The following is a 23,416-nucleotide window of genomic DNA, read 5'->3' on the forward strand; positions in this document are numbered from 1 at the left end:
GATCGGACCAGCTGGTCCCGGCGCCCTCCGGCGTTCCCGCTGCCGCGGGGTCAGTCCTCCTCGTTGCCGTCCTGGCTCTCCCGCGCGGCCGGCGGCTCGGGCTCGCTCGGCCGCTCCGCCGTGGCGTGCCCGGCGACGGGCTTCTCACCGGCCGGGCCGACGTTCTCCCGCCGCCGCAGGTAGCGCTCGAACTCCCGGGCGATCGCGTCGCCCGAGGCCTCCGGCAGCTCGGCGGTGTCCTGCGCCTCCTCCAGTTGCTGGACGTACTCGGCCACCTCGGTGTCCTCGGCGGCCAGCTGGTCCACGCCGAGCTGCCAGGCCCGGGAGTCCTCGCCGAGCTCGCCCGGCGGGATCCGCAGGTCCAGCAGGTCCTCCAGCTTGTTGATCAGCGCCAGCGTGGCCTTCGGGTTCGGCGGCTGCGCGACGTAGTGCGGCACCGCCGCCCAGAGCGTCACGGCGGGCACCCCGGCGTGCGTGCAGGCCTCCTGGAGCACCCCGACGATCCCGGTCGGGCCCTCGTAGCGGCTCTCCTCCAGGTCCAGCCGCTGGGCCAGCTCCGGGTCGGAGGTGACCCCGCTGACCGGGACGGGACGGCTGTGCGGGGTGTCCCCGAGCAGCGCGCCCAGGATCACCACCAGCTCGATGCCCAGTTCGTGCGCGAAGCCGAGCAGCTCGTTGCAGAACGAGCGCCAGCGCATGCTGGGCTCGATGCCGCGCACCAGGACGATGTCCCTGGTCGCGGGCTCCGTCACCCGGACCACCGAGAGCCGGGTCGTCGGCCAGGTGATCCGGCGGATGCCGCCGTCCAGCCAGACCGTGGGGCGGTTGACCTGGAAGTCGTAGTAGTCCTCGGCGTCCAGGGCGGCGAACACCTTGCCGCCCCAGGTGTCGTCCAGATGCGCCAGGGCCGCGGAGGCCGCGTCCCCGGCGTCGTTCCAGCCCTCGAAGGCGCAGACCATGACCGGGTCGATCAACTCGGGAACATCTTCCAGCTCGATCACCCAGCGTCTCCCTCCGGTCGGCGGTCGGACGTACCCGCCCCGGCCGGCCTGCCGAGGCGCCGGCGGTCCGGCTGCCGACTGTCGAACCTCTCGTCACCCATGGAACGCCTCGCTCCATGGTTCCCTACCTGCCCAGCCTACGGGCTTTGATGCGCCTCCCGGCGGGGCACCGGGACAGTCTGGGGGAGCGGGGCGCCGGGATCCAGCGGTTATCGCCGCGCCGGGCCCAGGGCGCCCCGGGAAGGACCGCGGGGCGGCCGCCGGGCGCCGGGGCGGGTCAGCGCGGTCCGGTCGCGGCGGTGACGGCCGGCAGGTAGCCGAGGGACTGCCCCTCGGGCGTGGGGTGGAAGGACTCCCAGAGCCGGGGGAGCACGATGCCGGTGATCCACTCCCGCCCCGCGCCCGCGCAGACCCCGTGGCCCTCGAACGCCGTCCGGACGTCGGCGAAGGCGAACCCGCGCGCCTCGGCCTCGCGGCGGATCAGCTCGTCCAGCTCGTCCGTGAGCGCGTTGAACCGCTGCCGGCGGGCATCGGTGCCGATCAGGCAGGTGGTGCCGGTGCGCAGCAGGTGCGGATAGCCGGTGACCACCACCCGGGCCCGCGGGGCGGCGGTCCGCACGTCGTCGTACAGGGCGGAGAGCCGGCCGGGCAGCTCCTCCCGCAGCCGGCGGCCGGACTCGTCCAGGGTGGCGGCGCAGCGGGCCTCGGTGGTCAGCGGCTGGAGGCAGTCGGCGGCCGCCCCGGCGAAGCCCAGGTCGTTGCCGCCGACGGTGAGGGTGAGCACCGTGGTGTCCGCGCCGACCTTCGGGAGCTGTCCGCCGCGGACGTCCGCGGTGGTCGCGCCGTTGCACGCGGCGGCGAGGAAGCCGGTGGCGCCGTGGTCGGCGGCCCAGAGCGCCGGGTAGGCGTTGGCGCTGCGGTGGCAGTCGCCGGCGGCCGGGTCGTAGGCGCCGGCCGCGACCCCGGCGGCGTAGGAGTCGCCCAGCGCGGCGTAGCGGGGCGGGGCGTCGGCGGGCGCGGCGGCGGCGGCCGGCGCGGCGCAGAGCAGGAGCGGGACGGCGGCCAGGGCGGCGAGGAGCGGGTGGCGCTGCACGGCGGTTCTCCGGGGTCCGGTGGCCGGGCGCGGTCCGCCTCGGCCCATCGGGCACGGATCGTATCGGATTGGTGACGCAGAGTCGTGGCGCGCCCGCGCGGCGGGGCGGCGCGATGATGGAGGAAGGGGCCGGACAGGGCGTGAGGAGCCGGGCGGATGGACGGACGGTGGTGGATCGGCATCGGCGTGGTGGCGGCCGCCGGGGCCGGCGCGGTGGTGCTGGCGGCCCTGGCGGCGGGCCGGCGCCTGCCGGTGGAGCACGTGACCGAGGGCGGCCTGGAGCTCGACCAGCCGCCGGGCGCGGTGTGGGACGTCGTGACCGACGTCGACCTCTATCCGGCGTGGCGCCCGGGCCTGTCCCACGTCGAGCGGCTGCCGGAGGGCGCGGGCGGCCGGCCGCGCTGGCGCGAGTACGGCCCGCACGGCCACGCCACCTACGAGGTGCTGGAGAGCGAGGCCCCGCACCGGCTGGTGACCGGCGTGGCCGACCCGGACCTGCCCTACGGCGGCACCTGGACCCTCGTGCTGACGCCGGCCGGACAGGGCTGCAGCCTGACGGTCACCGAGCGCGGCGAGGTCCACCGGCCGCTCCACCGCGCCCTCTCGCACTACGTGCTGGGCGAGGACGCCACCGTCCGGCGCTACCTGGGCGCCCTCGCGCACCGGATGGCGTGAGGGCGGCGCCTCAGCGGACCCAGCCGCGCCGGTAGTCGGCCCAGTTCTGCTCGGTGGCGGCGAAGTCCACGTACAGCCCGACGCCGAAGTTCTCCCGCCGCAGGTCGTACCGGCCGAGGCCGAGACGGATGCCCCGGATGCCGGCGTCCACCGTCTCGGCGTGCCCCCAGTGGCCCCACTTGTCCTCCCAGTAGAACGGCAGGCCCATCAGGAGGTCCACGTCCTCGGGGGTGGCCTCCAGGGCCAGCTCGGTCTGGTAGGCGTTGTAGCCCCCGTAGAGCGACGCGGTCGGCATGCTGGAGTCGTAGGTCATCACCGCGATCTGGTCGACCCGGCGGGCGGTCTCGGCGAAGTACGCCTGGTCCCACCACTTGCCGTGGTCGGTGAGCGCGATGGCGATGTCGTGCTGGAAGGGCAGCGGGTCGATCTGCGGCGCGGCCACCGAGAGCCGGGCGCCGCGGCCGGCGGTCACCGGGCGGACCTGGTCCAGCAGCGCGAGCCAGCCGGCCGAGCCGGGGCGGATCGGCTCCATGTCGAAGTGCACCCCGTCGAAGCCGAGGTCCAGCACCTGGCGGGCGGCGGCGGTGACCCGGTCCCGGGTGGGCGCGTCCTCCAGGTCCAGGGCGTCCTTCTCGGGCTTGACCTCGTCGCCCAGCCAGCCCTGCACCCGGATGCCGGGCAGCGCGCGGTGCGCGGCCTCGGTGAACCACTGGGCCCGGGGGTGGACGGCGGGCGGCAGCGAGCCGTCGTGCTCCAGCGGGCCGGTGTGGACGTAGAGGTCGCGCACGCCCGTCTCGGCGAGCCGCCGGGCGAGGTCGGCGACGTCGGCGTCACCCTTTCGGCCGTCCACCCAGGCGTGGCCCAGCCAGACCGCGTCCTTGCCGCGGGTCCGGGCCTCGGGGGAGGGCTCACCGGCGTACTGGAGCCGCAGGGCGAGCGCCGCGGAGCCGATCGGCAGCAGGGCGACGGCGAGGACGACCAGCGCCACGGCAAGGGTTCTGCGCCAACGGGACCACCCCCGCCAGCGCGCCCGCAGCGCCCGTGGCGCCGCCCCCAGGGCCCGTCCGAGCCGTCGTATCCGTGCGCTTCGACCCGCCATGCAGTCGCTCCCCCGTCGCGGCGAGTGCTCAGGATACGAAATGGTCACCCGATCCATGGCACCGGCCGGATACCCTGGCGACGTGCGTGCCCGATTCAGCGGGCGTGCAAAGCCGACAGCCGTCGCACCCAGGGAGAAGCCCCATGGCCACTGCAGCCGACCCGTCCGTCACCCAGCAGAGCCGCGCGAACGCGCTGCGTGAGTCGCTCGCCACCAGGGTGGTGGTGGCCGACGGGGCGATGGGAACCATGCTCCAGGCCCAGGACCCGAGCCTGGAGGACTTCCAGAACCTGGAAGGCTGCAACGAGGTCCTCAACATCACCCGGCCCGACATCGTCCGCTCGGTCCACGACGCGTACTTCGCGGTCGGTGTGGACTGCGTCGAGACCAACACCTTCGGCGCCAACTTCTCGGCGCTCGGCGAGTACGACATCCCCGAGCGGATCTTCGAGCTGTCCGAGGCGGGCGCCCGGATCGCCCGGGAAGCCGCCGACTCCTTCACCGACGGCCGCACCCGCTGGGTGCTCGGCTCGATCGGCCCCGGCACCAAGCTGCCCACCCTCGGCCACGCCCCGTACGAGGTGCTGCGCGACGGCTTCCAGCTGAACGCGGCCGGCCTGATCGCCGGCGGCGCCGACGCGCTGCTGGTGGAGACCAGCCAGGACCTGCTGCAGACCAAGGCCGCGATCCTCGGCTCCAAGCGCGCGCTCGCCGAGGCGGGGCTGGACCTGCCGGTCCTGGTCCAGGTGACGGTCGAGACCACCGGCACCATGCTGCTCGGCTCGGAGATCGGCGCGGCGCTGGCCGCGCTGGAGCCGCTGGGCGTCGACTACATCGGCCTGAACTGCGCCACCGGCCCGGCCGAGATGAGCGAGCACCTGCGCTACCTGGCCAAGAACGCGAAGATCGGCCTCTCCTGCATGCCGAACGCGGGCCTGCCGGTGCTGGGCAAGGACGGCGCCCACTACCCGCTGTCCCCGGCCGAGCTGGCCGAGGCGCACGACGTCTTCACCCGGGAGTACGGCCTCTCGCTGGTCGGCGGCTGCTGCGGCACCACGCCCGAGCACCTGCGCCAGGTGGTCGAGCGCGTCCAGGGCCGCCCGGTGGTCGCCCGCACCCCGCGCCCGGAGCCCTCGGCCGCCTCGCTGTACCAGGCGGTGCCGTTCCGCCAGGACACCTCCTACCTGGCGATCGGCGAGCGCACCAACGCCAACGGCTCGAAGAAGTTCCGCGACTCGATGCTGGCCGGTGACTGGCAGGCCTGCGTGGAGATCGCCCGCGAGCAGATCCGGGACGGCTCCCACCTGCTGGACCTCTGCGTGGACTACGTCGGCCGCGACGGCGTCGCCGACATGAAGGAGGTGGCCGGCCGGCTGGCCACCGCCTCGACCCTGCCGATCGTGCTGGACTCCACCGAGCCGGAGGTCCTGCGGGCCGGTCTGGAGGCGCTCGGCGGCCGCGCGGTGCTCAACTCGGTCAACTACGAGGACGGCGACGGCCCGGACACCCGGTTCGGCCGGATCGCCTCGCTGGCCCGCGAGCACGGCGCCGGCCTGATCGCCCTCACCATCGACGAGGACGGCCAGGCCCGTACCGCCGAGACCAAGGTCGCCATCGCCGAGCGGCTGATCACGCAGCTCACCACCGAGTACGGCATCGACGAGGGCTCGATCCTGGTCGACTGCCTGGCCTTCACCCTGGGCACCGGCCAGGAGGAGTCCCGCCGGGACGGCATCGAGACCATCGAGGCGATCCGCGAGCTCAAGCGCCGCCACCCGGACGTGCAGACCACCCTGGGCCTGTCCAACATCTCCTTCGGGCTGAGCCCGGCGGCCCGGATGGTGATCAACTCGGTCTTCCTGAACGAGTGCGTCGAGGCGGGCCTGGACTCCGCGATCGTGCACGCCTCGAAGATCCTGCCGATGGCCCGGATCCCGGAGGACCAGCGCGACGTCGCCCTGGACCTGGTCTACGACCGCCGCAGCGAGGGCTACGACCCGCTGCAGAAGCTGCTCCAGCTGTTCGAGGGCGTCTCCTCGACCTCGATGAGGGCGTCCAAGGCGGAGGAGCTGGCGGCGCTGCCGCTGGAGGAGCGCCTGCAGCGCCGGATCATCGACGGCGAGCGCAACGGCCTGGAGGCCGACCTGGACGAGGCGCTGGCGCAGCGCCCGGCGCTGGAGATCGTCAACAGCACGCTGCTGGCCGGCATGAAGGTGGTCGGCGAGCTGTTCGGCTCCGGCCAGATGCAGCTGCCGTTCGTGCTCCAGTCCGCCGAGGTGATGAAGACCGCGGTGGCCCACCTGGAGCCGCACATGGAGAAGTCCGACGACGAGGGCAAGGGCACCATCGTGCTGGCCACCGTCAAGGGCGACGTCCACGACATCGGCAAGAACCTGGTCGACATCATCCTGTCCAACAACGGCTACACCGTGGTCAACCTGGGCATCAAGCAGCCGGTCTCGGCGATCCTGGACGCCGCCCAGGAGCACCGGGCGGACGTCATCGGGATGTCCGGCCTGCTGGTGAAGTCCACCGTGATCATGAAGGAGAACCTGCAGGAGCTGAACCAGCGCAAGCTGGCGGCCGACTACCCGGTGATCCTCGGCGGCGCCGCGCTCACCCGGGCCTACGTCGAGCAGGACCTGCACGAGATCTACGAGGGCGAGGTCCGCTACGCCCGGGACGCCTTCGAGGGCCTGCGGCTGATGGACGCGCTGATCGCGGTCAAGCGCGGCGTGCCCGGGGCGGCCCTGCCGGAGCTCAAGCAGCGCCGGCACGCCCGGGTCGAGGTCGAGGAGCCGGAGGAGGTCAACCTCGGCCAGGTCCGCTCGGACGTCTCGGTCGACAACACCGTGCCGGAGCCGCCGTTCTGGGGCGACCGGATCGTCAAGGGCGTGCCGTTCGCCGACTACGCCTCCTGGCTGGACGAGGACGCGCTGTTCAAGGGCCAGTGGGGCCTGAAGGCCGCGCGCACCGGGGAGGGCCCCTCGTACGAGGAGCTGGTGGAGACCGAGGGCCGGCCGCGGCTGCGGATGTGGCTGGACCGGCTGCAGACCGAGGGCTGGCTGGAGCCGGCCGTGGTCTACGGCTACTACCCGGCCAACTCCAAGGGCGACGACCTGATCGTCCACAACGAGGACGGCACCGAGCGGACCCGCTTCACCTTCCCGCGCCAGCGGCGCGGGCGCCGGCTCTGCCTGGCGGACTTCTTCCGCCCGGAGGAGTCGGGCGAGCGGGACGTGCTGGGCCTCCAGGTCGTCACCATGGGCAACCGGATCTCCGAGGCGGCGAACGAGCTGTTCGCCAACAACTCCTACCGCGACTACCTGGAGCTGCACGGCCTCTCGGTGCAGCTGGCCGAGGCGCTGGCCGAGTTCTGGCACGCTCGGGTCCGCTTCGAGCTGGGCTTCTCCGGCGAGGACCCGCAGGACGTCAAGGACATGTTCGCGCTGAAGTACCGGGGCGCCCGGTTCTCGCTCGGCTACGGGGCCTGCCCGGAGCTGGAGGACCGCGCGAAGATCACCGAGCTGCTGCGGCCCGAGCGGATCGGCGTGGTGCTCTCGGAGGAGTTCCAGCTGCACCCCGAGCAGTCCACGGACGCGATCGTGATCCACCACCCGGAGGCCAAGTACTTCAACGCGCGGTAACCCCCGCGTCGCGCACCGTTCGTTCCTTTCGGCGGAGCGGGGCGTATCCTGGATCATCCTGAACGGGCCGGTCCGCTCACCAGCGGGCCGGCCTGTGCCATCCCCAGGGGCAGCGCCCCGGGGCACGGACGGAAGGACCCGCGCCATGACCACCATCTCCACCGCCACCCGGACCCTCGACCACGGCGACGGCCGGGGCCTCCAGGCGGTGCTGCTGGACATGGACGGGACGCTGGTCGACACCGAGAACCTCTGGTGGCAGGCCGAGGCCTCGCTCTTCGCCGAGCTGGGCTACACGCTCGACGAGAACGACCGCGCCCACGTGGTCGGCGGCCCGATGAGCCGGGTGATCGACTACCTGCTGGCCGCCACCGGCGTGGACCTCGCGCCGGCCGATCTGACCGTCCTGATCAACCAGCGCTTCGTGGACCTGCTGGGCGGCGGCGTGCCACTCATGCCGGGCGCCGAGCGACTGCTCAACACCCTTGCCGCGCACGGCGTTCCGACCGCCCTGGTGTCCGCCTCGCACCGGCACGTGATCGACATCGTGCTGCGGTCGCTGGGCGCCCACCACTTCGCCTTCACGGTCGCCGGGGACGAGGTGCCGCGCACCAAGCCGCACCCGGACCCGTACCTGGAGGCGGCGCGGCGACTGGGGGCGGCGCCGGGCCGCTGCGTGGTGGTGGAGGACGCGCCGACCGGTGTCCGCGCGGCGGAGGCGGCCGGCTGCCCGGTGATCGCGGTGCCGTCGGTGGCGCCGATCGAGCCGGCCCCCGGGCGGCTGGTGCTGCCCTCGCTGGAGAGCGTCGATCTTGAACTGCTCCGCTCGCTCGTCGCCTCGCGAGTGTGATTGTCGTCTCATTGCGGAGACCGCTTACCGCCCGGTACGTGGTAGGCCCCGTCCGCTCACGGCGAGTCCCCGGGGAGAAAACGGGCATTGCCTGACAACTCGTCGAATGGTCGCGCCCACACCGCCCCCTCGTGTCCCAACTGTCACCTGTACGGGTATCGGTGGGGTCTGTTCGATATGGCACGCTACTCCAGTTCGTTCCCCACCCCCGAGCCCTGCCATCGCCGCTGACGGGCAACCCCGTCCTGCCCGCGGTCGCACGGCGCCCGGTCCGTGCACGACCTCCACGACCCCGGAGGATCAACCGAGCGCGGGCCGCCGGCCCCCGGCCGGACCGCACCCGAAGGACGCGACCCGTGAAGACTTCAGCTGAACGACTGGCAGTGCTCGGCTGCGCCGGCCTGGTGGCCGTCTCGGTGGCCGGCTGCGGCTCGGTCACCGACGCCGTCAAGGGGGACGGCGACAAGGCGATCACGATGGGGACCACCTCGGTCACCAACACGCTGGACCCGGCCGGCGCGTACGACGCCGGCTCCTGGCTGCTGCTGCGCAACACCTTCCAGTCGCTGCTGTCCTACCCGGCCGCCTCCAGCACCCCCGGCCCGGACGCCGCGCAGTCCTGCGAGTTCACCGCCGGCGACGTCACCCAGTACCACTGCACGCTCAAGGGCGGCCTGAAGTTCTCCAACGGCCACGCGCTGACCGCCGCCGACGTCGCCTTCTCCATCGACCGGACGAAGAAGATCGCCGACCAGAGCGGCCCGGCGGGCCTGCTGGAGTCGATCAAGTCGGTCGAGGCCAAGGGCGACACCGAGGTGGTCTTCCACCTCTCGGCGCCGGACGCGACGCTCCCCGCGAAGCTCGCGGGCCCGGCGGGCGCCATCGTCGACCAGGAGGTCTTCCCGGCCGACAAGCTGCTCGCCAACGACAAGCTGGTCGGCTCCGGCCCGTACAAGATCGACTCGATCGAGACCACGACCATCGAGGGCGGTGCCAAGGTCCCCGGCAAGGTCGCGCTGTCCCCGAACGACAAGTACACCGGCGACGCCAAGCTCCGGAACAAGAAGTTCACCCTCCGGTACTTCGACAAGCCGGCCGAGCTGAAGGCCGCGCTCGACAAGGGCGACATCGACCTCGCCGACAACAGCCTGGAGCCCAACACCGCGGCCCAGGTCCTGTCCGACCAGCAGGGCGGCAAGAGCGACCTGCAGGTCGTCGAGGGCGACAGCAACGACACCCGCTACCTGGTCTTCAACACCAAGGACGCGACCGGCGGCAACGTCGCCGTCCGGCAGGCCGCCGCCCAGCTGATCGACCGCAAGTCGCTCGCCCGCGACGTCTTCGCGCGCACCGTCCAGCCGCTGTACTCGATGGTCCCGGCCGGTGTCGCCGGCCACAACACCGCCTTCTTCGACAAGTACGGCGACCAGGACGTCACCAAGGCCAAGGCGATCCTCACCGCGGCCAAGGTCCCGATGCCGGTCAAGCTGAACCTCACCTGGTCGCGCTCGCGCGCCGAGGGCGCCGAGGCCGACGCGCTGAAGAAGCAGCTGGAGGCCGGCGGCGTCTTCCAGGTGACCGTCCAGCACGAGGCGGACTGGGACGTCTACAAGAAGGGCTGGGTCGAGGGCAAGTACCAGGCCTACACCATCGGTTGGTTCGCCGACTACCCGGACGCGGACAACTACGTCGCGCCGCTGATCGTCGAGGGCGGGGCCTACCACCACGGCTGGGACGACCCGCGGATCAGCCAGAAGCTGGTGCCCGAGAGCCTCAAGCAGGCCGACCGCGCCGCCGCGGCCGCCACCTACGCGCAGATCCAGGGCATCGTCGCCGACAACGCGCCGCTGATCCCGCTGTTCCAGAACAAGGCCTTCTTCGCCTCGCGTTCGAACATCACCGGCGTGGAGTCGACCGTGGACACCACCGGCTTCTTCCGCTTCTGGGAGATCGGCCGACTCGGCAAGTGACCCGTTCCACCGGGTGACCCTCAGCACGGTGGCCCGTCCACTCCCCCCAGGGTGCAAGGGGAGCGGACGGGCCACCGTCATGTCCGGACCGGTCCGGGCTCAGAGCGCGCCGGGGCGCACCAGCCCGCTCTCGTACGCGTAGACCGCGGCCTGGACCCGGTCCCGCAGCTGAAGCTTGGTCAGCACATGGCCGACGTGCGTCTTCACCGTGGTCTCGCTGACGAACAGCTCCGCCGCGATCTCCGCGTTCGACAGGCCGCGCGCCACCAGCTTCAGCACCTCCAGCTCACGCTCGGTCAGCGCGTTCAGCGCCTGCGGCGGCGCCTCCTCGCCCGAGGGCAGCTTGGTGGCGTACATGTCCAGCAGCCGCCGGGTGATGCTCGGCGCGAGCATCGCCGCGCCGTCCGCGACCACCCGGATCGCCTGCACCAGCTCCTCGGCCGGCACGTCCTTCAGCAGGAAGCCGCTGGCGCCCGCGCGCAGCGCCTCGACCACGTACTCGTCGAGGTCGAAGGTGGTCAGCACCAGGACCTTCGCCGGGCCGTCGCGGCCCGGGCCGGCGATCCGGCGGGTCGCCTCCACGCCGTCCATCCGGGGCATCCGGATGTCCATCAGCACCACGTCGGGCTGCAGTGCCCGGACCTGGTCCAGCGCCTGCTGACCGTCGCCGGCCTCGCCGACCACCACCAGGTCGGCCTCGGCCTCCAGGATCATCCGGAAACCGGTGCGAAGCAGCGGCTGGTCGTCGACCAGCAGCACTCGGATCGTCACCTAGGACTCCTTGCTCATCGGATCCCCCGTGGGATCGTCCTCGTCAGACGTTCGTGCCGTCGGCAGCGCCAGCGGCAGCGGGTACGGCGGGGGAGTGCCGCCGAACTCCGGGCAACTGGCCTGGTGGTCGCACCAGTCGCAGAGCCGGTTGCGGGTCGCGGGGAAGTCGCCGGTGGCCACCGCCTCGCCGATCCGCTCCCAGAGCGCCTGCAGCTTGCGCTCCACCGCGAGCAGGTCGGCCTCGTCCGGGTCGTAGCTGACCACGTCCCCGCCCCCGCCGAGGTAGACCAGCTGCAGCCGCTTGGGGATCACGCCCTTCCACCGCCACACCACCAGCGCGTAGAACTTCATCTGGAACATCGCCTTGCCCTCGAAGTCCCGCGAGGGCGCCCGGCCGGTCTTGTAGTCCACCAGCCGCACCTCGCCGGTGGGCGCGACGTCGACCCGGTCGATGTAGCCGCGCAGCAGCAGCCCCGACTCCAGGGCCGTCTCCACGTAGAGCTCCCGCTCCACCGGATGCAGCCGGGTCGGGTCCTCCAGCCGGAACCAGCGCTCGACGAGCTTCTCGGCGTCCGCCAGCCAGCGGGTCAGCGCCGCGCCGTCCGGGTCCTCCGGGAACAGCGAGACCAGCTCCGGGCGCTCGCCCAGCAGCCGCTCCCACTGCGGCCGCAGCAGCCCCAGGGCCCGCTCCGGCGTCCGGTCGGCCGCCGGGCTGTCGAACAGCCGCTCCAGCACCGCGTGCACCAGGGTGCCCCGGGTCGCCGCCGCGCTCGGGGGCTCCGGCAGCTTGTCGATCACCCGGAGCCGGTACAGCAGCGGGCAGGTCAGGAAGTCCCCCGCGCGGGACGGGGACAGGCCGGTCGGCGGCGCCGGTGGACGCGCCGGGGCCACGACGGCGCTGCTGGTGTCGGTCTGCTGCATACCCCGACCCTATTGCCCTGAGCTGTCATCCCGCTGCCACGGTGCTGCCACACCGGCCTCCCAGTGGGTATGAGCCCTGCGAGAGGGGCGCGCGACGGTACCCGGCCCTGATCACGTAGCGTGGGCGCACCGGCGCACGGCGCACGACAGTGAACCGACCGAAGGGATCACGGTGAGCGACAGCAGGGGGCGTCAGACCTCCGACCGGCCCCCGCAGGACGGCGACTCCCGGCCCGGTCCCCGGCCGCCCGAGGAGCCGGAGGGCCGCAACGGCATCCTGATGGGCCGGCCCTTCGGCGTACCCGTCTACGTCACCCCCTCCTGGTTCGTCATCGCCGCGCTGATCACCTGGGTCTTCGGCGGCCAGTTGGAGAACGTCCTGCCCGGGCTCGGCGCCAACCGCTACCTGGTCGCGTTCTTCTTCGCGGTGGCGTTCTACGGCTCCGTCCTGATCCACGAGCTCGCCCACACCGTGGTCGCGCTCCGCTACCGGCTCGGGGTCCGCCGCATCCGGCTGCAGTTCCTCGGCGGCGTCTCCGAGATCGAGAAGGAGGCCGAGAGCCCCTGGCGGGAGTTCTGGCTGGCCTTCGTCGGCCCGCTGCTCTCGCTGCTCCTCGGCGGCGTCTTCTACCTCGCCGTCCAGGCCGTCGAGCTCTCCAGCGTCCCCGGGGTGCTGCTCACCGGCCTGATGGTCTCCAACCTCGTCGTCGCCGCCTTCAACCTGCTGCCCGGCCTCCCGCTGGACGGCGGGCGGATGCTGCGCGCCGTCGTCTGGGCCGTCACCGGCCGGCCGATGACCGGCACCGTCGCCGCCGCCTGGGCCGGCCGCGTGCTGGCCGTCGCCGTCCTGATCGGCCTGCCGCTGCTCGGCGCCGCCCGCGGCGCCGACCGGACCACCACCGACACCCTGATCGACGCCGTGCTGGCCGCCGTCCTGGCCGTGATCATCTGGAACGGCGCCGGCGCCGGCGTGCAGCAGGCCCGGCTCAAGGAGGTGCTGCCCGACCTGCGGCTGCGCGACCTCGTCCGCCGGGGCGTCGAGGTCAGCGCGGACACCCCGCTGGGCGAGGCGCTGCGCCGGGTCCGTGAGCAGCAGGCCGGCGCCGTCGTCGTGGTCGACGGCCGCGGCGACCCGATCGGCCTGGTCCGCGAGTCCCAGGTCCGCGAGGTCCCCGAGCACCGCCGCCCCTGGATCGCCGTCGGCGCACTGGCCCGCGACCTCGAACCGGGTCTGCGGCTGCCCGTCGAACTCGCCGGCGAGGACCTGCTGCGCGCGCTGCGGGCCCACCCGGCCACCGAGTACCTGGTGGTGGAGGCCGACGGCCGGGTCTACGGCGTCGCCACGCTCAGCGACATCGAGCGGCGGCTGACCGCCGCGATCGCCGGCCGGTGATCATCGTGGTCGGGCGGAGCGCCTGCTTCCCTTAGGATTGTCCGCATGTCCGAACCGACCGGTGCCACCCGCCGACGCGGGCCCTTCCAGGTCGGGGACCAGGTCCAGCTGACCGACCCGAAGGGCCGCCACTACACGTTCACGCTCCAGGCCGGGAACCAGTTCCACACCCACAAGGGTGCGTTCCCGCACGACGAGCTGATCGGCGCCCCCGAGGGCACGGTCGTGCGCACCACGGGGAACGTCCCGTACCTCGCGCTGCGCCCCCTGCTCCCCGACTACGTCCTGTCCATGCCGCGCGGCGCCGCCGTGATCTACCCGAAGGACGCCGGGCAGATCCTCGCCATGGCCGACATCTTCGCCGGCGCCCGCGTGGTCGAGGCCGGCGTCGGCTCCGGCGCGCTCTCCACCTACCTGCTGCGCGCCGTCGGCGACACCGGCATGCTGGCCTCCTACGAGCGCCGGCAGGACTTCGCCGACATCGCCCAGAGCAACGTCGAGCGCTACTTCGGCGGGCCCCACCCGGCGTGGAAGCTCACCGTCGGCGACCTCCAGGACAACCTGGTGGAGTCCGACGTCGACCGCGTCATCCTCGACATGCTGGCCCCCTGGGAGTGCCTGGACGTCGCCTCCAAGGCGCTCGTCCCCGGCGGCCTCATCTGCTGCTACGTGGCCACCACCACGCAGATGTCGAAGACCGTCGAGGCGCTGCGCGAGCACGGCACCTTCACCGAGCCGCAGGCCTGGGAGACCATGGTCCGCACCTGGCACCTGGAGGGCCTGGCCGTCCGCCCGGACCACCGGATGATCGGGCACACCGGCTTCCTGCTCACCTCCCGCCGCCTCGCCGACGGCGTCGAGCCGCCGCTGCGCCGCCGCCGCCCCGCCAAGGGCGCGTACGGCGAGGACTACGACAACGGCTCGGCCGAGCCGAGCCTGCAGGAGCGCGCCGCCGCCCGGGCCGCCGCCCGCACCGGCGACGTCGAGCAGCCGGAGCAGCTCGGCTGACGGTACGTCCACCAGGGGTGGTACGGCGGGTTCCGCGCCCGCGTACCACCCCTTCGTGCTACCCCCGCACCCGCGCCACCCCCCGTCCACGCCGGTGTGGGACGATGCTCGCTCACACCGACCCACTGGAGGGGACGCCTGGTGGAGACCGCGGTCACGGCGAGGGTTGAGCAGCAGACACCGCAGGCCCGCAGCGGGCCCGGACACGCCCGATCGGCCCCCTGGCACTGGGCCCTCGCGATCGGCGGCTGCGCCGCCGTGGTGGCCACCGTGCTCGCCGCGGATCCGGCCACCGGGACGCCGAAACCGGCCCGCCCCACCGTGAAGGCCCTCCCGGCCGCCGCCGCGCCCGATCCGGCCAAGGCCGAACTCCCGCTGGACTGCGGCCCGTTCCCGGTCAAGATATCCGTCAGCTTCGCCGCCGACCTCGGCGACGGCCGGCCCGGTACCGTCGCCGCCGCGCACTGCGCGGCCGAGAACGGCACCCCGCCGGACGCCGTCTACCTGCTCGGCCCCGGACCCGACGGCCGGCCCGTCGTGGTGGCCACCCTGCTCTCCGAGCGCGAGAACCTCACCGTCGGCAGGCTCGGCCTGCGCAGCGACGGCACCATCACCGGCCACGCGCAGGGGTACTCCGGCGACGACGTGCCGCGGTTCAGCCCGGACATCTCACTCGACCTCACCTGGACGCGCAAGGACGCCGGCTGGGTCCGCTCCCAGACCACCGCTCCACTGGCGCAGGCCTGACTGGTCTTCGCCCGCTCGCCTCCGGGGCGCTTGACCCGGCGCCGACGGTCGGCGCTCCAACGCCCCTCGTTCCTCGGGGCGTCCTCGCTTCTCCCTCTCGGCACCGGCGCGCCCCTTCGGCTCGGGGCGGGTGACCGCCGGGCTCAGGGCGGGTGCCCGCCGGCCCGGGCTACTCGGCGTCCGGGCCGTAGACCTCGGCCCGGTCGGAGACCCGGCGCACGTGGATGCAGTCGCCCGGGCAGTCCTTCACCGAGTCCACCACGTCCTGAAGCAGCGTCAGCGGCACCGGCACGGTCTCGCCCGGCTGCTGGCGCAACTCGTCGTCCGAGCCCTTCACATAGGCGAGGCCGTCGATGTCCAGCTCGAAGACCTCGGGCGCGTACTGCGCGCAGATGCCGTCGCCGGTGCACAGATCCTGGTCGATCCACACCTCCAGCGCCTCGCCGGCCTTCGCCTCTTCGGTCACCGACATGGTCCCCTGCCGTTTCTGTCCCGGGTCGCCCCCAATTGGGAGGCAATCCCGCCATTCGTACAACGATCTGACCGCGACCCTCGGTCGCGATCGGATATCGACTCGTTCGACGATACATCTGGTCGGCTTTGGGTGGTGCGCGCTGGGTATCCCCTAAGCAGAGGGGAAGCACGCGAGGGCGAAGATCGGACACGCCCGTTCCATCTTTCTTGATCTAGGGGTTTACGGACCCCTGGTCCCAGGTAGGGTCTGGAAGCGTCCAGCTCCCCGGAGGAGGTGAGGACCGTGGCAGCCCACGATGACGACTACAACCGCAGCACCGGCCGGCCCGCTCGTGGTTCCGACGAGGCCGCTCAGGTCTCGTACCTTGAGCAGGAAATCGCCGTGCTGCGCCGCAAGCTCGCCGACTCGCCGCGCAATTCGAGAATCCTCGAAGAGCGGATCGTCGAGCTCCAGACCAACCTGGCCGGCGTGTCCGCCCAGAACGAACGGCTCGCCTCCACCCTGCGAGAGGCCCGCGACCAGATCGTGGCCCTCAAGGAGGAAGTGGACCGGCTGGCACAGCCCCCGGCCGGATTCGGCACCTTCCTCAGCCAGAACGAGGACGGCACCGCCGACATCTTCACCGGGGGGCGCAAGCTCCGCGTGAACGTCAGCCCCAACGTCGACCTCGACGAGCTGCGGCGCGGCCAGGAGGTGATGCTCAACGAGGCCCTCAACATCGTGGACGCGATGGCCTTCGAGCGCATCGGCGACATCGTCACCCTCAAGGAGGTCCTGGAGGACGGCGAACGCGCCCTGGTCATCGGCCACACCGACGAGGAGCGGGTGGTGCGCCTCGCCGAACCGCTGCGCGAGCTCACCATCCGGGCGGGGGACGCCCTGCTGCTCGAACCCCGCTCGGGCTACGTCTACGAGGTCGTGCCCAAGTCCGAGGTCGAGGAGCTCGTCCTCGAAGAGGTCCCCGACATCGACTACCGCCAGATCGGCGGTCTCAGCAACCAGATCGAGCAGATCCGCGACGCGGTCGAGCTGCCCTACCTGCACGCCGAGCTCTTCAAGGAGTACGAGCTGCGCCCGCCCAAGGGCGTCCTGCTCTACGGCCCGCCCGGCTGCGGCAAGACGCTGATCGCCAAGGCGGTGGCCAACTCGCTCGCCAAGAAGGTCGCCGAGGTCACCGGCCGGCCCCAGGGCAAGAGCTACTTCCTCAACATCAAGGGTCCCGAGCTCCTCAACAAGTACGTCGGCGAGACCGAGCGGCAGATCCGCCTGGTCTTCCAGCGGGCCCGGGAGAAGGCGAGCGAGGGCACCCCCGTCATCGTCTTCTTCGACGAGATGGAGTCGCTCTTCCGCACCCGCGGTTCGGGCGTCAGCTCGGACGTGGAGAACACCATCGTCCCCCAGCTCCTCGCCGAGATCGACGGCGTGGAGGGCCTGGAGAACGTCATCGTCATCGGCGCCTCGAACCGCGAGGACATGATCGACCCGGCGATCCTGCGGCCCGGCCGCCTGGACGTCAAGATCAAGATCGAGCGCCCGGACGCCGAGGCCGCGAAGGACATCTTCTCCAAGTACCTCAAGGGCTCGCTGCCGTTCCACCCGGACGACCTCAAGGAGCACGACGGCTCCGTCGAGGCCACCGTGGTGGCGATGATCCAGGCGGTCGTCGAGCGGATGTACACCGAGACCGAGGAGAACCGCTTCCTGGAGGTCACCTACGCCAACGGTGACAAGGAGGTCCTGTACTTCAAGGACTTCAACTCCGGCGCGATGATCCAGAACATCGTCGACCGTGCGAAGAAGATGGCCATCAAGGACTTCCTCGACCACGGCCAGCGCGGTCTGCGCGTCTCCCACCTGCTCGCCGCCTGCGTGGACGAGTTCAAGGAGAACGAGGACCTGCCCAACACCACCAACCCGGACGACTGGGCCCGGATCTCCGGCAAGAAGGGCGAGCGGATCGTCTTCATCCGCACGCTCGTCACCGGCAAGCAGGGCGCCGAGTCCGGCCGCTCCATCGACACCGTCGCCAACACCGGGCAGTACCTGTAACCGCACCACTCCGGGCCGCCGGCAGCGGACCCCGGACCAGCACGCACCCCGTCCGGCTGTGGCGCCTCGCGGCCCCGCAGCCGGACGGCGCGTCTCGGGGCCCGCCTGTCGGTGCCGCGTTCTAGGCTCGACCCACCGTTCGCGGGCACACGGCCCGCGTCGGTGTTGTTCAGCGGTACGTCAGCGTGTTCCGCCCGTGGGGGGCGGTACACCGGGCAAGGAGGGCCGCATGACCGTACGGCGCGTGATGGGCATCGAGACCGAGTACGGGATCTCCGTACCCGGGCACCCCAACGCCAACGCCATGCTCACCTCGTCCCAGATCGTCAACGCGTACGCGGCGGCGATGCACCGGGCACGGCGGGCCCGTTGGGACTTCGAGGAGGAGAATCCGCTGCGCGACGCCCGGGGCTTCGACCTCGCGCGCGACGTGGCGGACGCCAGCCAGCTGACCGACGAGGACATCGGCCTCGCGAACATCATCCTCACCAACGGCGCGCGGTTCTACGTGGACCACGCGCACCCCGAGTACAGCTCGCCCGAGGTGACCAACCCGCGCGACGCCGTGCTCTGGGACAAGGCCGGCGAGCGGATCATGGCGGCCGCCGCCCAGCGCGCCCTGGAACTGCCCAACGGGCAGACGATCCACCTGTACAAGAACAACACCGACAACAAGGGCGCCTCCTACGGCACCCACGAGAACTACCTGATGAAGCGGGCGACGCCGTTCGCCGACATCGTCCGCCACCTCACCCCGTTCTTCGTCTCCCGCCAGGTGGTCACCGGCGCCGGCCGGGTCGGCATCGGCCAGGACGGCTCGGCGAACGGCTTCCAGATCAGCCAGCGCGCCGACTACTTCGAGGTCGAGGTCGGCCTGGAGACGACGCTCAAGCGGCCGATCATCAACACCCGCGACGAACCGCACGCCGACGCCGAGAAGTACCGCCGGCTGCACGTGATCATCGGGGACGCCAACCTCTCCGAGATCTCCACCTACCTCAAGCTCGGGACCACCTCCCTGGTACTGGCGATGATCGAGGACTCCTTCATCGCCGCCGACCTCGCCGTCGACCAGCCGGTGCGCACCCTGCACCGGATCTCCCACGACCCGTCGCTGAAGCACCTCATCACGCTGCGCAACGGGCGCCGGCTCACCGCCGTCCAGCTCCAGCTGGAGTACTTCGAGCTGGCCCGCAAGTACGTCGAGGACCGCTTCGGCACCGACGCCGACGAGCAGACGGTGGACGTCCTGGCGCGCTGGGAGGACGTGCTGGGGCGGCTGGAGCGCGATCCGATGTCGCTCTCCCGGCAGCTGGACTGGATCGCCAAGCGGGAGATCCTGGAGGGCTACCGCAGCCGCGACGCGCTGGAGTGGGACAACTCCCGGCTGCACCTGGTCGACCTGCAGTACAGCGACGTACGGCCCGAGAAGGGCCTGTACAACCGTCTGGTGGCCCGTGGGCGGTTCGAGCGGCTGCTGACCGACGAGGAGGTCGAGCGGGCCGTCTCCAAGCCTCCGGAGGACACCAGGGCCTATTTCCGCGGGCGCTGTCTGGAGCAGTACGCGGACCACGTGGCAGCCGCCTCGTGGGACTCGGTGATCTTCGACCTGCCCGGCCGCGACTCGCTCCAGCGGGTCCCGACGCTGGAGCCGCTGCGCGGCACCCGCAACCACGTCAAGGAGCTGCTGGACCGCTGCCGCACGGCCGAGGACCTGCTCCGGGTGCTGGCCGGCGGGTAACTTTTCGATCACCACGGGTGAACGTCCGCCGAATGGGAATCATCCGGGGTGACAGCGGGTGTTGGACAGGAAGCGCCACGGCAAACCGGAAGCGGTAGCCGCGCCCTGTGTATAGGGTCGGTGCAGCAAGCAGCGACCAAACCGTGCCAGACAGATCGAGCGGGGTGAGGGAAATGGCGAGCAAGGACACCGACGGCGGCCAGCAGCGGGCGAACCGCTCCTCCGAGGAGGTCGAGGAGCAGGCCGCGGAAGCGCAGAATTCCGACGACCTCAAGGAGCGCCAGGAAAAGCTCGGCGACGACGTCGACGCGGTTCTCGACGAAATCGACGAGGTCCTCGAGTCGAATGCCGAGGATTTTGTACGCCAATTCGTGCAAAAGGGCGGCGAGTAGCCCCGTTCGGGCATTCAGGGAATTCACGGTCGCGACCGCCGAGGGCGGACGGGCGGCAACGGCCGCCCGTCCGCCCCGGTCCGGCCCACCACGCATGGACGGTGATCGTCGGCGGGTAGGGTGCGGGCAGCGTGCGCTTCAAGCTACCTGGAAGGAATCGTGTGGAAGCCAACACTCGTGGCACCGGGCGTCTACCGGCTGCCTTCCTGACCCCGGGGTCCTCGTCGTTCCTCGACTTCCTGGCCGACCACCAGCCGGAGCTGATCCCCGGGCGCCGCGAGCTGCCCGTGGGAGCGGTCGTCGAGGCCCCGCACGGGACGACGATCGTCGCGGCGGTGTTCGACGGCGGTGTGGTCATCGCCGGTGACCGCCGGGCGACCATGGGCAACGTGATCGCCCAGCGTGACATCGAGAAGGTCTTCCCGGCCGACGAGTACAGCGCGGTGGGCATCGCCGGCACCGCCGGCCTCGCCGTCGAGATGGTCCGGCTGTTCCAGCTGGAGCTGGAGCACTACGAGAAGATCGAGGGCACCGTGCTCTCGCTGGAGGGCAAGGCCAACCGCCTCACCACCATGATCCGGGGCAACCTCGGCATGGCGATGCAGGGCCTCGCGGTCGTCCCGCTCTTCGCCGGTTACGACCTCGACCTCGGTCGCGGCCGGATCTTCACCTACGACGTCACCGGCGGCCGCTCCGAGGAGCGCGGGTTCGCCGCCACCGGCTCCGGCTCGGTGTTCGCCCGCGGCTCGATGAAGAAGCTCTACCGCGCGGACCTGACCGCCGAGCAGGCCGCCACCCTGGTCGTCCAGGCGCTCTACGACGCGGCCGACGACGACTCCGCCACCGGCGGTCCGGACCTCGCCCGGAAGATCTTCCCGATCGTCTCGCTGATCACCGAGGACGGCTTCCGCCGGCTCACCGAGGCCGAGGTCTCCGCGATCGCCGTCTCGATCACCGACGAGCGCCTCATCCGCCCCAACGGCCCGCAGGCCCCGCTGCTCTAGCCACACCTACCAAGGAAGGGACGACCGCCGGTGTCGACACCGTTCTACGTCTCGCCCCAGCAGGCCATGGCGGACCGCGCGGAGTACGCCCGCAAGGGCATCGCGCGTGGTCGCAGCGTGGTCGTGCTCACCTACGCCGACGGCATCGTCTTCGTCGCGGAGAACACCTCCCGGGCGCTCCACAAGGTCTCCGAGATCTACGACAAGATCGCCTTCGCGGCGGTCGGCCGCTACAACGAGTTCGAGAACCTGCGGATCGGCGGCGTCCGCTACGCCGACCTGCGCGGCTACTCCTACGACCGGGCCGACGTCACCGCCCGGGGCCTGGCCAACGTCTACGCCCAGACGCTCGGCACCATCTTCTCCTCGGTCGGCGAGAAGCCGTACGAGGTCGAGCTGATCGTGGCCGAGGTCGGCCGCACCCCGGACGAGGACCAGATCTACCGGCTCACCCCGGACGGCTCGGTCGTCGACGAGAAGAACTACGTGGTGGTCGGCGGCAACGCCGACTCGATCGGCAACTACCTGGGCCAGCGGCACCGCAGCGGGCTGTCCCTGACCGACGCGATCAAGGTCGCGGTGGACTCGCTCGCCCGGGACCCCAACGGCGGCACCCCGCGGACCATGACCCCCGAGCAGCTGGAGGTGGCGGTCCTGGACCGCCAGCGCTTCCAGCAGCGCAAGTTCAAGCGCATCCTGGGCGGCCAGCTCGCCCGGCTGCTCGACGGCGACGAGTCCGCCGAGGCGGACGAGGACGAGAAGCCGGCGGCCAAGCCGCCGGCCGACCGGTCGGACGTGTCGGACGTACCGGACCAGTCCGACTAGCAGTGCGGAGGAGTCCCGTACGGCGGCCGTCGCCCGCCGCCGTACGGGCCCCCTCCGGTGGCCCACGCAGAGAACGGACGCCTCGTGACTCCTCCCCAGCGGTCGAGACCGTGGGGCTCCACGCCGACCTGACGGCCGGCGCCCCCGGACGAGCCCTGCCCGTTGCCGAAGCAGGGGATCGGCCTACAAGGCCAGCTGCGGCCCGGTGCCGCAGAGTTCAGGATCCCGATCCGCGCACCGGCCGAAACCGGTGATTCCTTCGAGAGAAGGTGCCATGGACCGTCGAATTTTCGGGCTGGAGAACGAGTACGGCGTCACCTGCACGTTCCGGGGTCAGCGACGGCTGTCACCGGACGAGGTGGCGCGCTACCTCTTCCGCCGCGTTGTCTCCTGGGGCCGCAGCAGCAACGTGTTCCTGCGCAACGGCGCCCGCCTCTACCTCGACGTGGGCTCCCACCCCGAGTACGCCACTCCCGAGTGCGACGACGTCGTCGAGCTGGTGACGCACGACAAGGCGGGCGAGCGCATCCTCGAAGGACTGCTGGTGGACGCCGAGCGGCGGCTCCACGAGGAGGGCATCGCGGGGGACGTCTACCTGTTCAAGAACAACACCGACTCGGCCGGAAACTCCTACGGCTGCCACGAGAACTACCTGGTGGCCCGGCACGGCGAGTTCTCCCGGCTGGCCGACGTACTGATCCCGTTCCTGGTGACCCGCCAGCTGATCTGCGGCGCCGGCAAGGTGCTGCAGACCCCGCGCGGCGCGGTGTTCTGCGTCAGCCAGCGCGCCGAGCACATCTGGGAGGGCGTCAGCTCCGCGACCACCCGCTCCCGCCCGATCATCAACACCCGCGACGAGCCGCACGCCGACGCCGAGCGCTACCGCCGGCTGCACGTCATCGTCGGCGACTCCAACATGTCCGAGACCACCACGCTGCTCAAGGTCGGCGCCACCGACCTGGTGCTCCGGCTGATCGAGGCCGGCGTGGTGATGCGCGACCTCACCCTGGAGAACCCGATCCGGGCGATCCGCGAGGTCAGCCACGACCTCACCGGCACCCACCAGGTCCGGCTCGCCAACGGCCGGGAGGCCAGCGCGCTGGACATCCAGGAGGAGTACTACAGCAAGGCGCTGGAGTTCGCCGACCGCAAGGGCATCAACACCGGCACCATCGCCCTGGTGCTGGACCTCTGGGGCCGCACCCTGGAGGCGATCCGCACCGACCGGCTGGACGGGGTGGCCACCGAGATCGACTGGATCATGAAGTACAAGCTCATCGAGCGCTACCGCGAGAAGCACCAGATGAGCATGTCCAACCCGCGGGTGGCCCAGATCGACCTCGCGTACCACGACATCCACCGCCGGCGCGGCCTGTTCTACCTGCTCCAGGGCAAGGGCCAGGCGAAGCGGATGACCACCGACCTCAAGACCTTCGAGGCCAAGTCCGTGCCGCCGCAGACCACCCGGGCCCGGCTGCGCGGCGACTTCATCCGCCGGGCGCAGGAGCAGCGCCGGGACTTCACGGTCGACTGGGTGCACCTGAAGCTGAACGACCAGGCCCAGCGGACGGTGCTCTGCAAGGACCCGTTCCGTTCGGTGGACGAGCGAGTGGAGAAGCTGATCGCGGGCATGTGAGGGCCCGTCCCGATGTGATCTTTGCGGTGTCCGGCCCCGGTGGTGTCTACCGGGGCCGGACGACGTCGGGGAATACGCTGTCCGTCGAGTCCGGAGAACCGACTTTGACCGACAGTTAG

19 protein-coding genes are annotated in these 23,416 nt (G+C 71.6%); 13 read left to right on the forward strand and 6 right to left on the reverse strand.

Annotated elements, in window-relative coordinates:
- Positions 1-50: 50 nt before the first annotated feature.
- Complete coding sequence (locus ABT263_RS15220) at positions 51-1,001, reverse strand: PAC2 family protein (protein WP_329486947.1); 951 nt, start codon at positions 999-1,001, stop codon at positions 51-53.
- A gap of 277 nt (positions 1,002-1,278) precedes the next feature.
- Positions 1,279-2,094 carry an SGNH/GDSL hydrolase family protein gene (locus ABT263_RS15225; RefSeq protein ID WP_352290944.1) on the reverse strand — a complete coding sequence of 272 codons (816 nt, stop codon included), beginning with the start codon at positions 2,092-2,094 and terminating at the stop codon, positions 1,279-1,281.
- A 156-nt stretch (positions 2,095-2,250) separates the two neighbouring features.
- On the opposite strand from ABT263_RS15225, the gene ABT263_RS15230 reads away from it, so the two are divergent.
- Positions 2,251-2,769, forward strand: coding sequence for an SRPBCC family protein (locus ABT263_RS15230; RefSeq protein ID WP_352290945.1), 519 nt, complete (start codon positions 2,251-2,253; stop codon positions 2,767-2,769).
- Between the two features lie 10 nt (positions 2,770-2,779).
- On the opposite strand, the gene ABT263_RS15235 is transcribed toward ABT263_RS15230, so the two are convergent.
- Positions 2,780-3,757: a glycoside hydrolase family 18 protein gene (locus ABT263_RS15235; protein WP_352290946.1), complete on the reverse strand. Its 978-nt coding sequence runs from the start codon at positions 3,755-3,757 to the stop codon at positions 2,780-2,782.
- 254 nt (positions 3,758-4,011) lie between these two features.
- On the opposite strand from ABT263_RS15235, the gene metH reads away from it, so the two are divergent.
- The 3 genes from metH (at position 4,012) to ABT263_RS15250 (ending at position 10,335) form a co-directional block, all read left to right on the forward strand.
- A complete protein-coding gene (gene metH / locus ABT263_RS15240; RefSeq protein WP_329486943.1) occupies positions 4,012-7,515 on the forward strand; it encodes a methionine synthase in 3,504 nt (1,167 codons plus the stop codon).
- A gap of 145 nt (positions 7,516-7,660) precedes the next feature.
- Complete coding sequence (locus tag ABT263_RS15245; protein WP_352290947.1) at positions 7,661-8,365, forward strand: HAD family hydrolase; 705 nt, start codon at positions 7,661-7,663, stop codon at positions 8,363-8,365.
- A gap of 356 nt (positions 8,366-8,721) precedes the next feature.
- Positions 8,722-10,335: an ABC transporter substrate-binding protein gene (locus ABT263_RS15250; RefSeq protein WP_329486941.1), complete on the forward strand. Its 1,614-nt coding sequence runs from the start codon at positions 8,722-8,724 to the stop codon at positions 10,333-10,335.
- Positions 10,336-10,434: 99 nt separating this feature from the next.
- On the opposite strand, the gene ABT263_RS15255 is transcribed toward ABT263_RS15250, so the two are convergent.
- On the reverse strand, positions 10,435-11,106 hold the full coding sequence (locus ABT263_RS15255) for a response regulator (RefSeq protein WP_329486940.1): 672 nt from the start codon (positions 11,104-11,106) through the stop codon (positions 10,435-10,437).
- Positions 11,107-12,027: a RecB family exonuclease gene (locus ABT263_RS15260; RefSeq protein WP_352290948.1), complete on the reverse strand. Its 921-nt coding sequence runs from the start codon at positions 12,025-12,027 to the stop codon at positions 11,107-11,109.
- Between the two features lie 172 nt (positions 12,028-12,199).
- On the opposite strand from ABT263_RS15260, the gene ABT263_RS15265 reads away from it, so the two are divergent.
- The 3 genes from ABT263_RS15265 to ABT263_RS15275 all read left to right on the forward strand — a co-directional run bounded on the left by ABT263_RS15265 (position 12,200) and on the right by ABT263_RS15275 (position 15,175).
- Entirely contained in the window at positions 12,200-13,420 is a 1,221-nt protein-coding gene (locus tag ABT263_RS15265; RefSeq protein WP_352290949.1) for a site-2 protease family protein, read from the forward strand.
- A gap of 45 nt (positions 13,421-13,465) precedes the next feature.
- Positions 13,466-14,428 (forward strand): tRNA (adenine-N1)-methyltransferase, encoded by a 963-nt coding sequence (locus ABT263_RS15270; protein ID WP_352290950.1) that lies wholly within the window; start codon positions 13,466-13,468, stop codon positions 14,426-14,428.
- A gap of 141 nt (positions 14,429-14,569) precedes the next feature.
- Complete coding sequence (locus tag ABT263_RS15275) at positions 14,570-15,175, forward strand: hypothetical protein (RefSeq protein WP_352290951.1); 606 nt, start codon at positions 14,570-14,572, stop codon at positions 15,173-15,175.
- Positions 15,176-15,344: 169 nt separating this feature from the next.
- Here ABT263_RS15275 and ABT263_RS15280 read toward each other — a convergent pair whose 3' ends face one another.
- Complete coding sequence (locus tag ABT263_RS15280; protein WP_329486935.1) at positions 15,345-15,647, reverse strand: ferredoxin; 303 nt, start codon at positions 15,645-15,647, stop codon at positions 15,345-15,347.
- A gap of 285 nt (positions 15,648-15,932) precedes the next feature.
- Here ABT263_RS15280 and arc point away from each other — a divergent pair, with 285 nt between their 5' ends.
- The 6 genes from arc to pafA all read left to right on the forward strand — a co-directional run bounded on the left by arc (position 15,933) and on the right by pafA (position 23,297).
- On the forward strand, positions 15,933-17,699 hold the full coding sequence (gene arc, locus ABT263_RS15285; RefSeq protein WP_329486934.1) for a proteasome ATPase: 1,767 nt from the start codon (positions 15,933-15,935) through the stop codon (positions 17,697-17,699).
- Positions 17,700-17,928: 229 nt separating this feature from the next.
- A complete protein-coding gene (gene dop, locus ABT263_RS15290; RefSeq protein ID WP_352290952.1) occupies positions 17,929-19,440 on the forward strand; it encodes a depupylase/deamidase Dop in 1,512 nt (503 codons plus the stop codon).
- 173 nt (positions 19,441-19,613) lie between these two features.
- Entirely contained in the window at positions 19,614-19,832 is a 219-nt protein-coding gene (locus tag ABT263_RS15295; RefSeq protein ID WP_329486932.1) for a ubiquitin-like protein Pup, read from the forward strand.
- 161 nt (positions 19,833-19,993) lie between these two features.
- Entirely contained in the window at positions 19,994-20,836 is an 843-nt protein-coding gene (gene prcB / locus ABT263_RS15300; RefSeq protein ID WP_352290953.1) for a proteasome subunit beta, read from the forward strand.
- Between the two features lie 30 nt (positions 20,837-20,866).
- Positions 20,867-21,661 (forward strand): proteasome subunit alpha, encoded by a 795-nt coding sequence (prcA, locus tag ABT263_RS15305; protein ID WP_352290954.1) that lies wholly within the window; start codon positions 20,867-20,869, stop codon positions 21,659-21,661.
- Between the two features lie 274 nt (positions 21,662-21,935).
- Positions 21,936-23,297: a Pup--protein ligase gene (pafA, locus tag ABT263_RS15310; RefSeq protein ID WP_329486929.1), complete on the forward strand. Its 1,362-nt coding sequence runs from the start codon at positions 21,936-21,938 to the stop codon at positions 23,295-23,297.
- Positions 23,298-23,416: the final 119 nt, after the last annotated feature.

It is taken from the genome of Kitasatospora sp. NPDC001603 (assembly GCF_040298365.1).
In the GTDB taxonomy this organism is placed as follows: domain Bacteria; phylum Actinomycetota; class Actinomycetes; order Streptomycetales; family Streptomycetaceae; genus Kitasatospora.

Bases quoted from the DNA above. Each gene is read 5' to 3' on its own strand.
- ABT263_RS15295 (WP_329486932.1), top strand. From the start codon at position 19,614: ATGGCGAGCAAGGACACCGACGGCGGCCAGCAGCGGGCGAACCGCTCC.
- ABT263_RS15245 (WP_352290947.1), top strand. From the start codon at position 7,661: ATGACCACCATCTCCACCGCCACCCGGACCCTCGACCACGGCGACGGC.
- ABT263_RS15260 (WP_352290948.1), bottom strand. From the start codon at position 12,027: ATGCAGCAGACCGACACCAGCAGCGCCGTCGTGGCCCCGGCGCGTCCA.
- ABT263_RS15280 (WP_329486935.1), bottom strand. From the start codon at position 15,647: ATGTCGGTGACCGAAGAGGCGAAGGCCGGCGAGGCGCTGGAGGTGTGG.
- pafA (WP_329486929.1), top strand. From the start codon at position 21,936: ATGGACCGTCGAATTTTCGGGCTGGAGAACGAGTACGGCGTCACCTGC.
- dop (WP_352290952.1), top strand. From the start codon at position 17,929: ATGACCGTACGGCGCGTGATGGGCATCGAGACCGAGTACGGGATCTCC.
- ABT263_RS15230 (WP_352290945.1), top strand. From the start codon at position 2,251: ATGGACGGACGGTGGTGGATCGGCATCGGCGTGGTGGCGGCCGCCGGG.
- ABT263_RS15270 (WP_352290950.1), top strand. From the start codon at position 13,466: ATGTCCGAACCGACCGGTGCCACCCGCCGACGCGGGCCCTTCCAGGTC.
- metH (WP_329486943.1), top strand. From the start codon at position 4,012: ATGGCCACTGCAGCCGACCCGTCCGTCACCCAGCAGAGCCGCGCGAAC.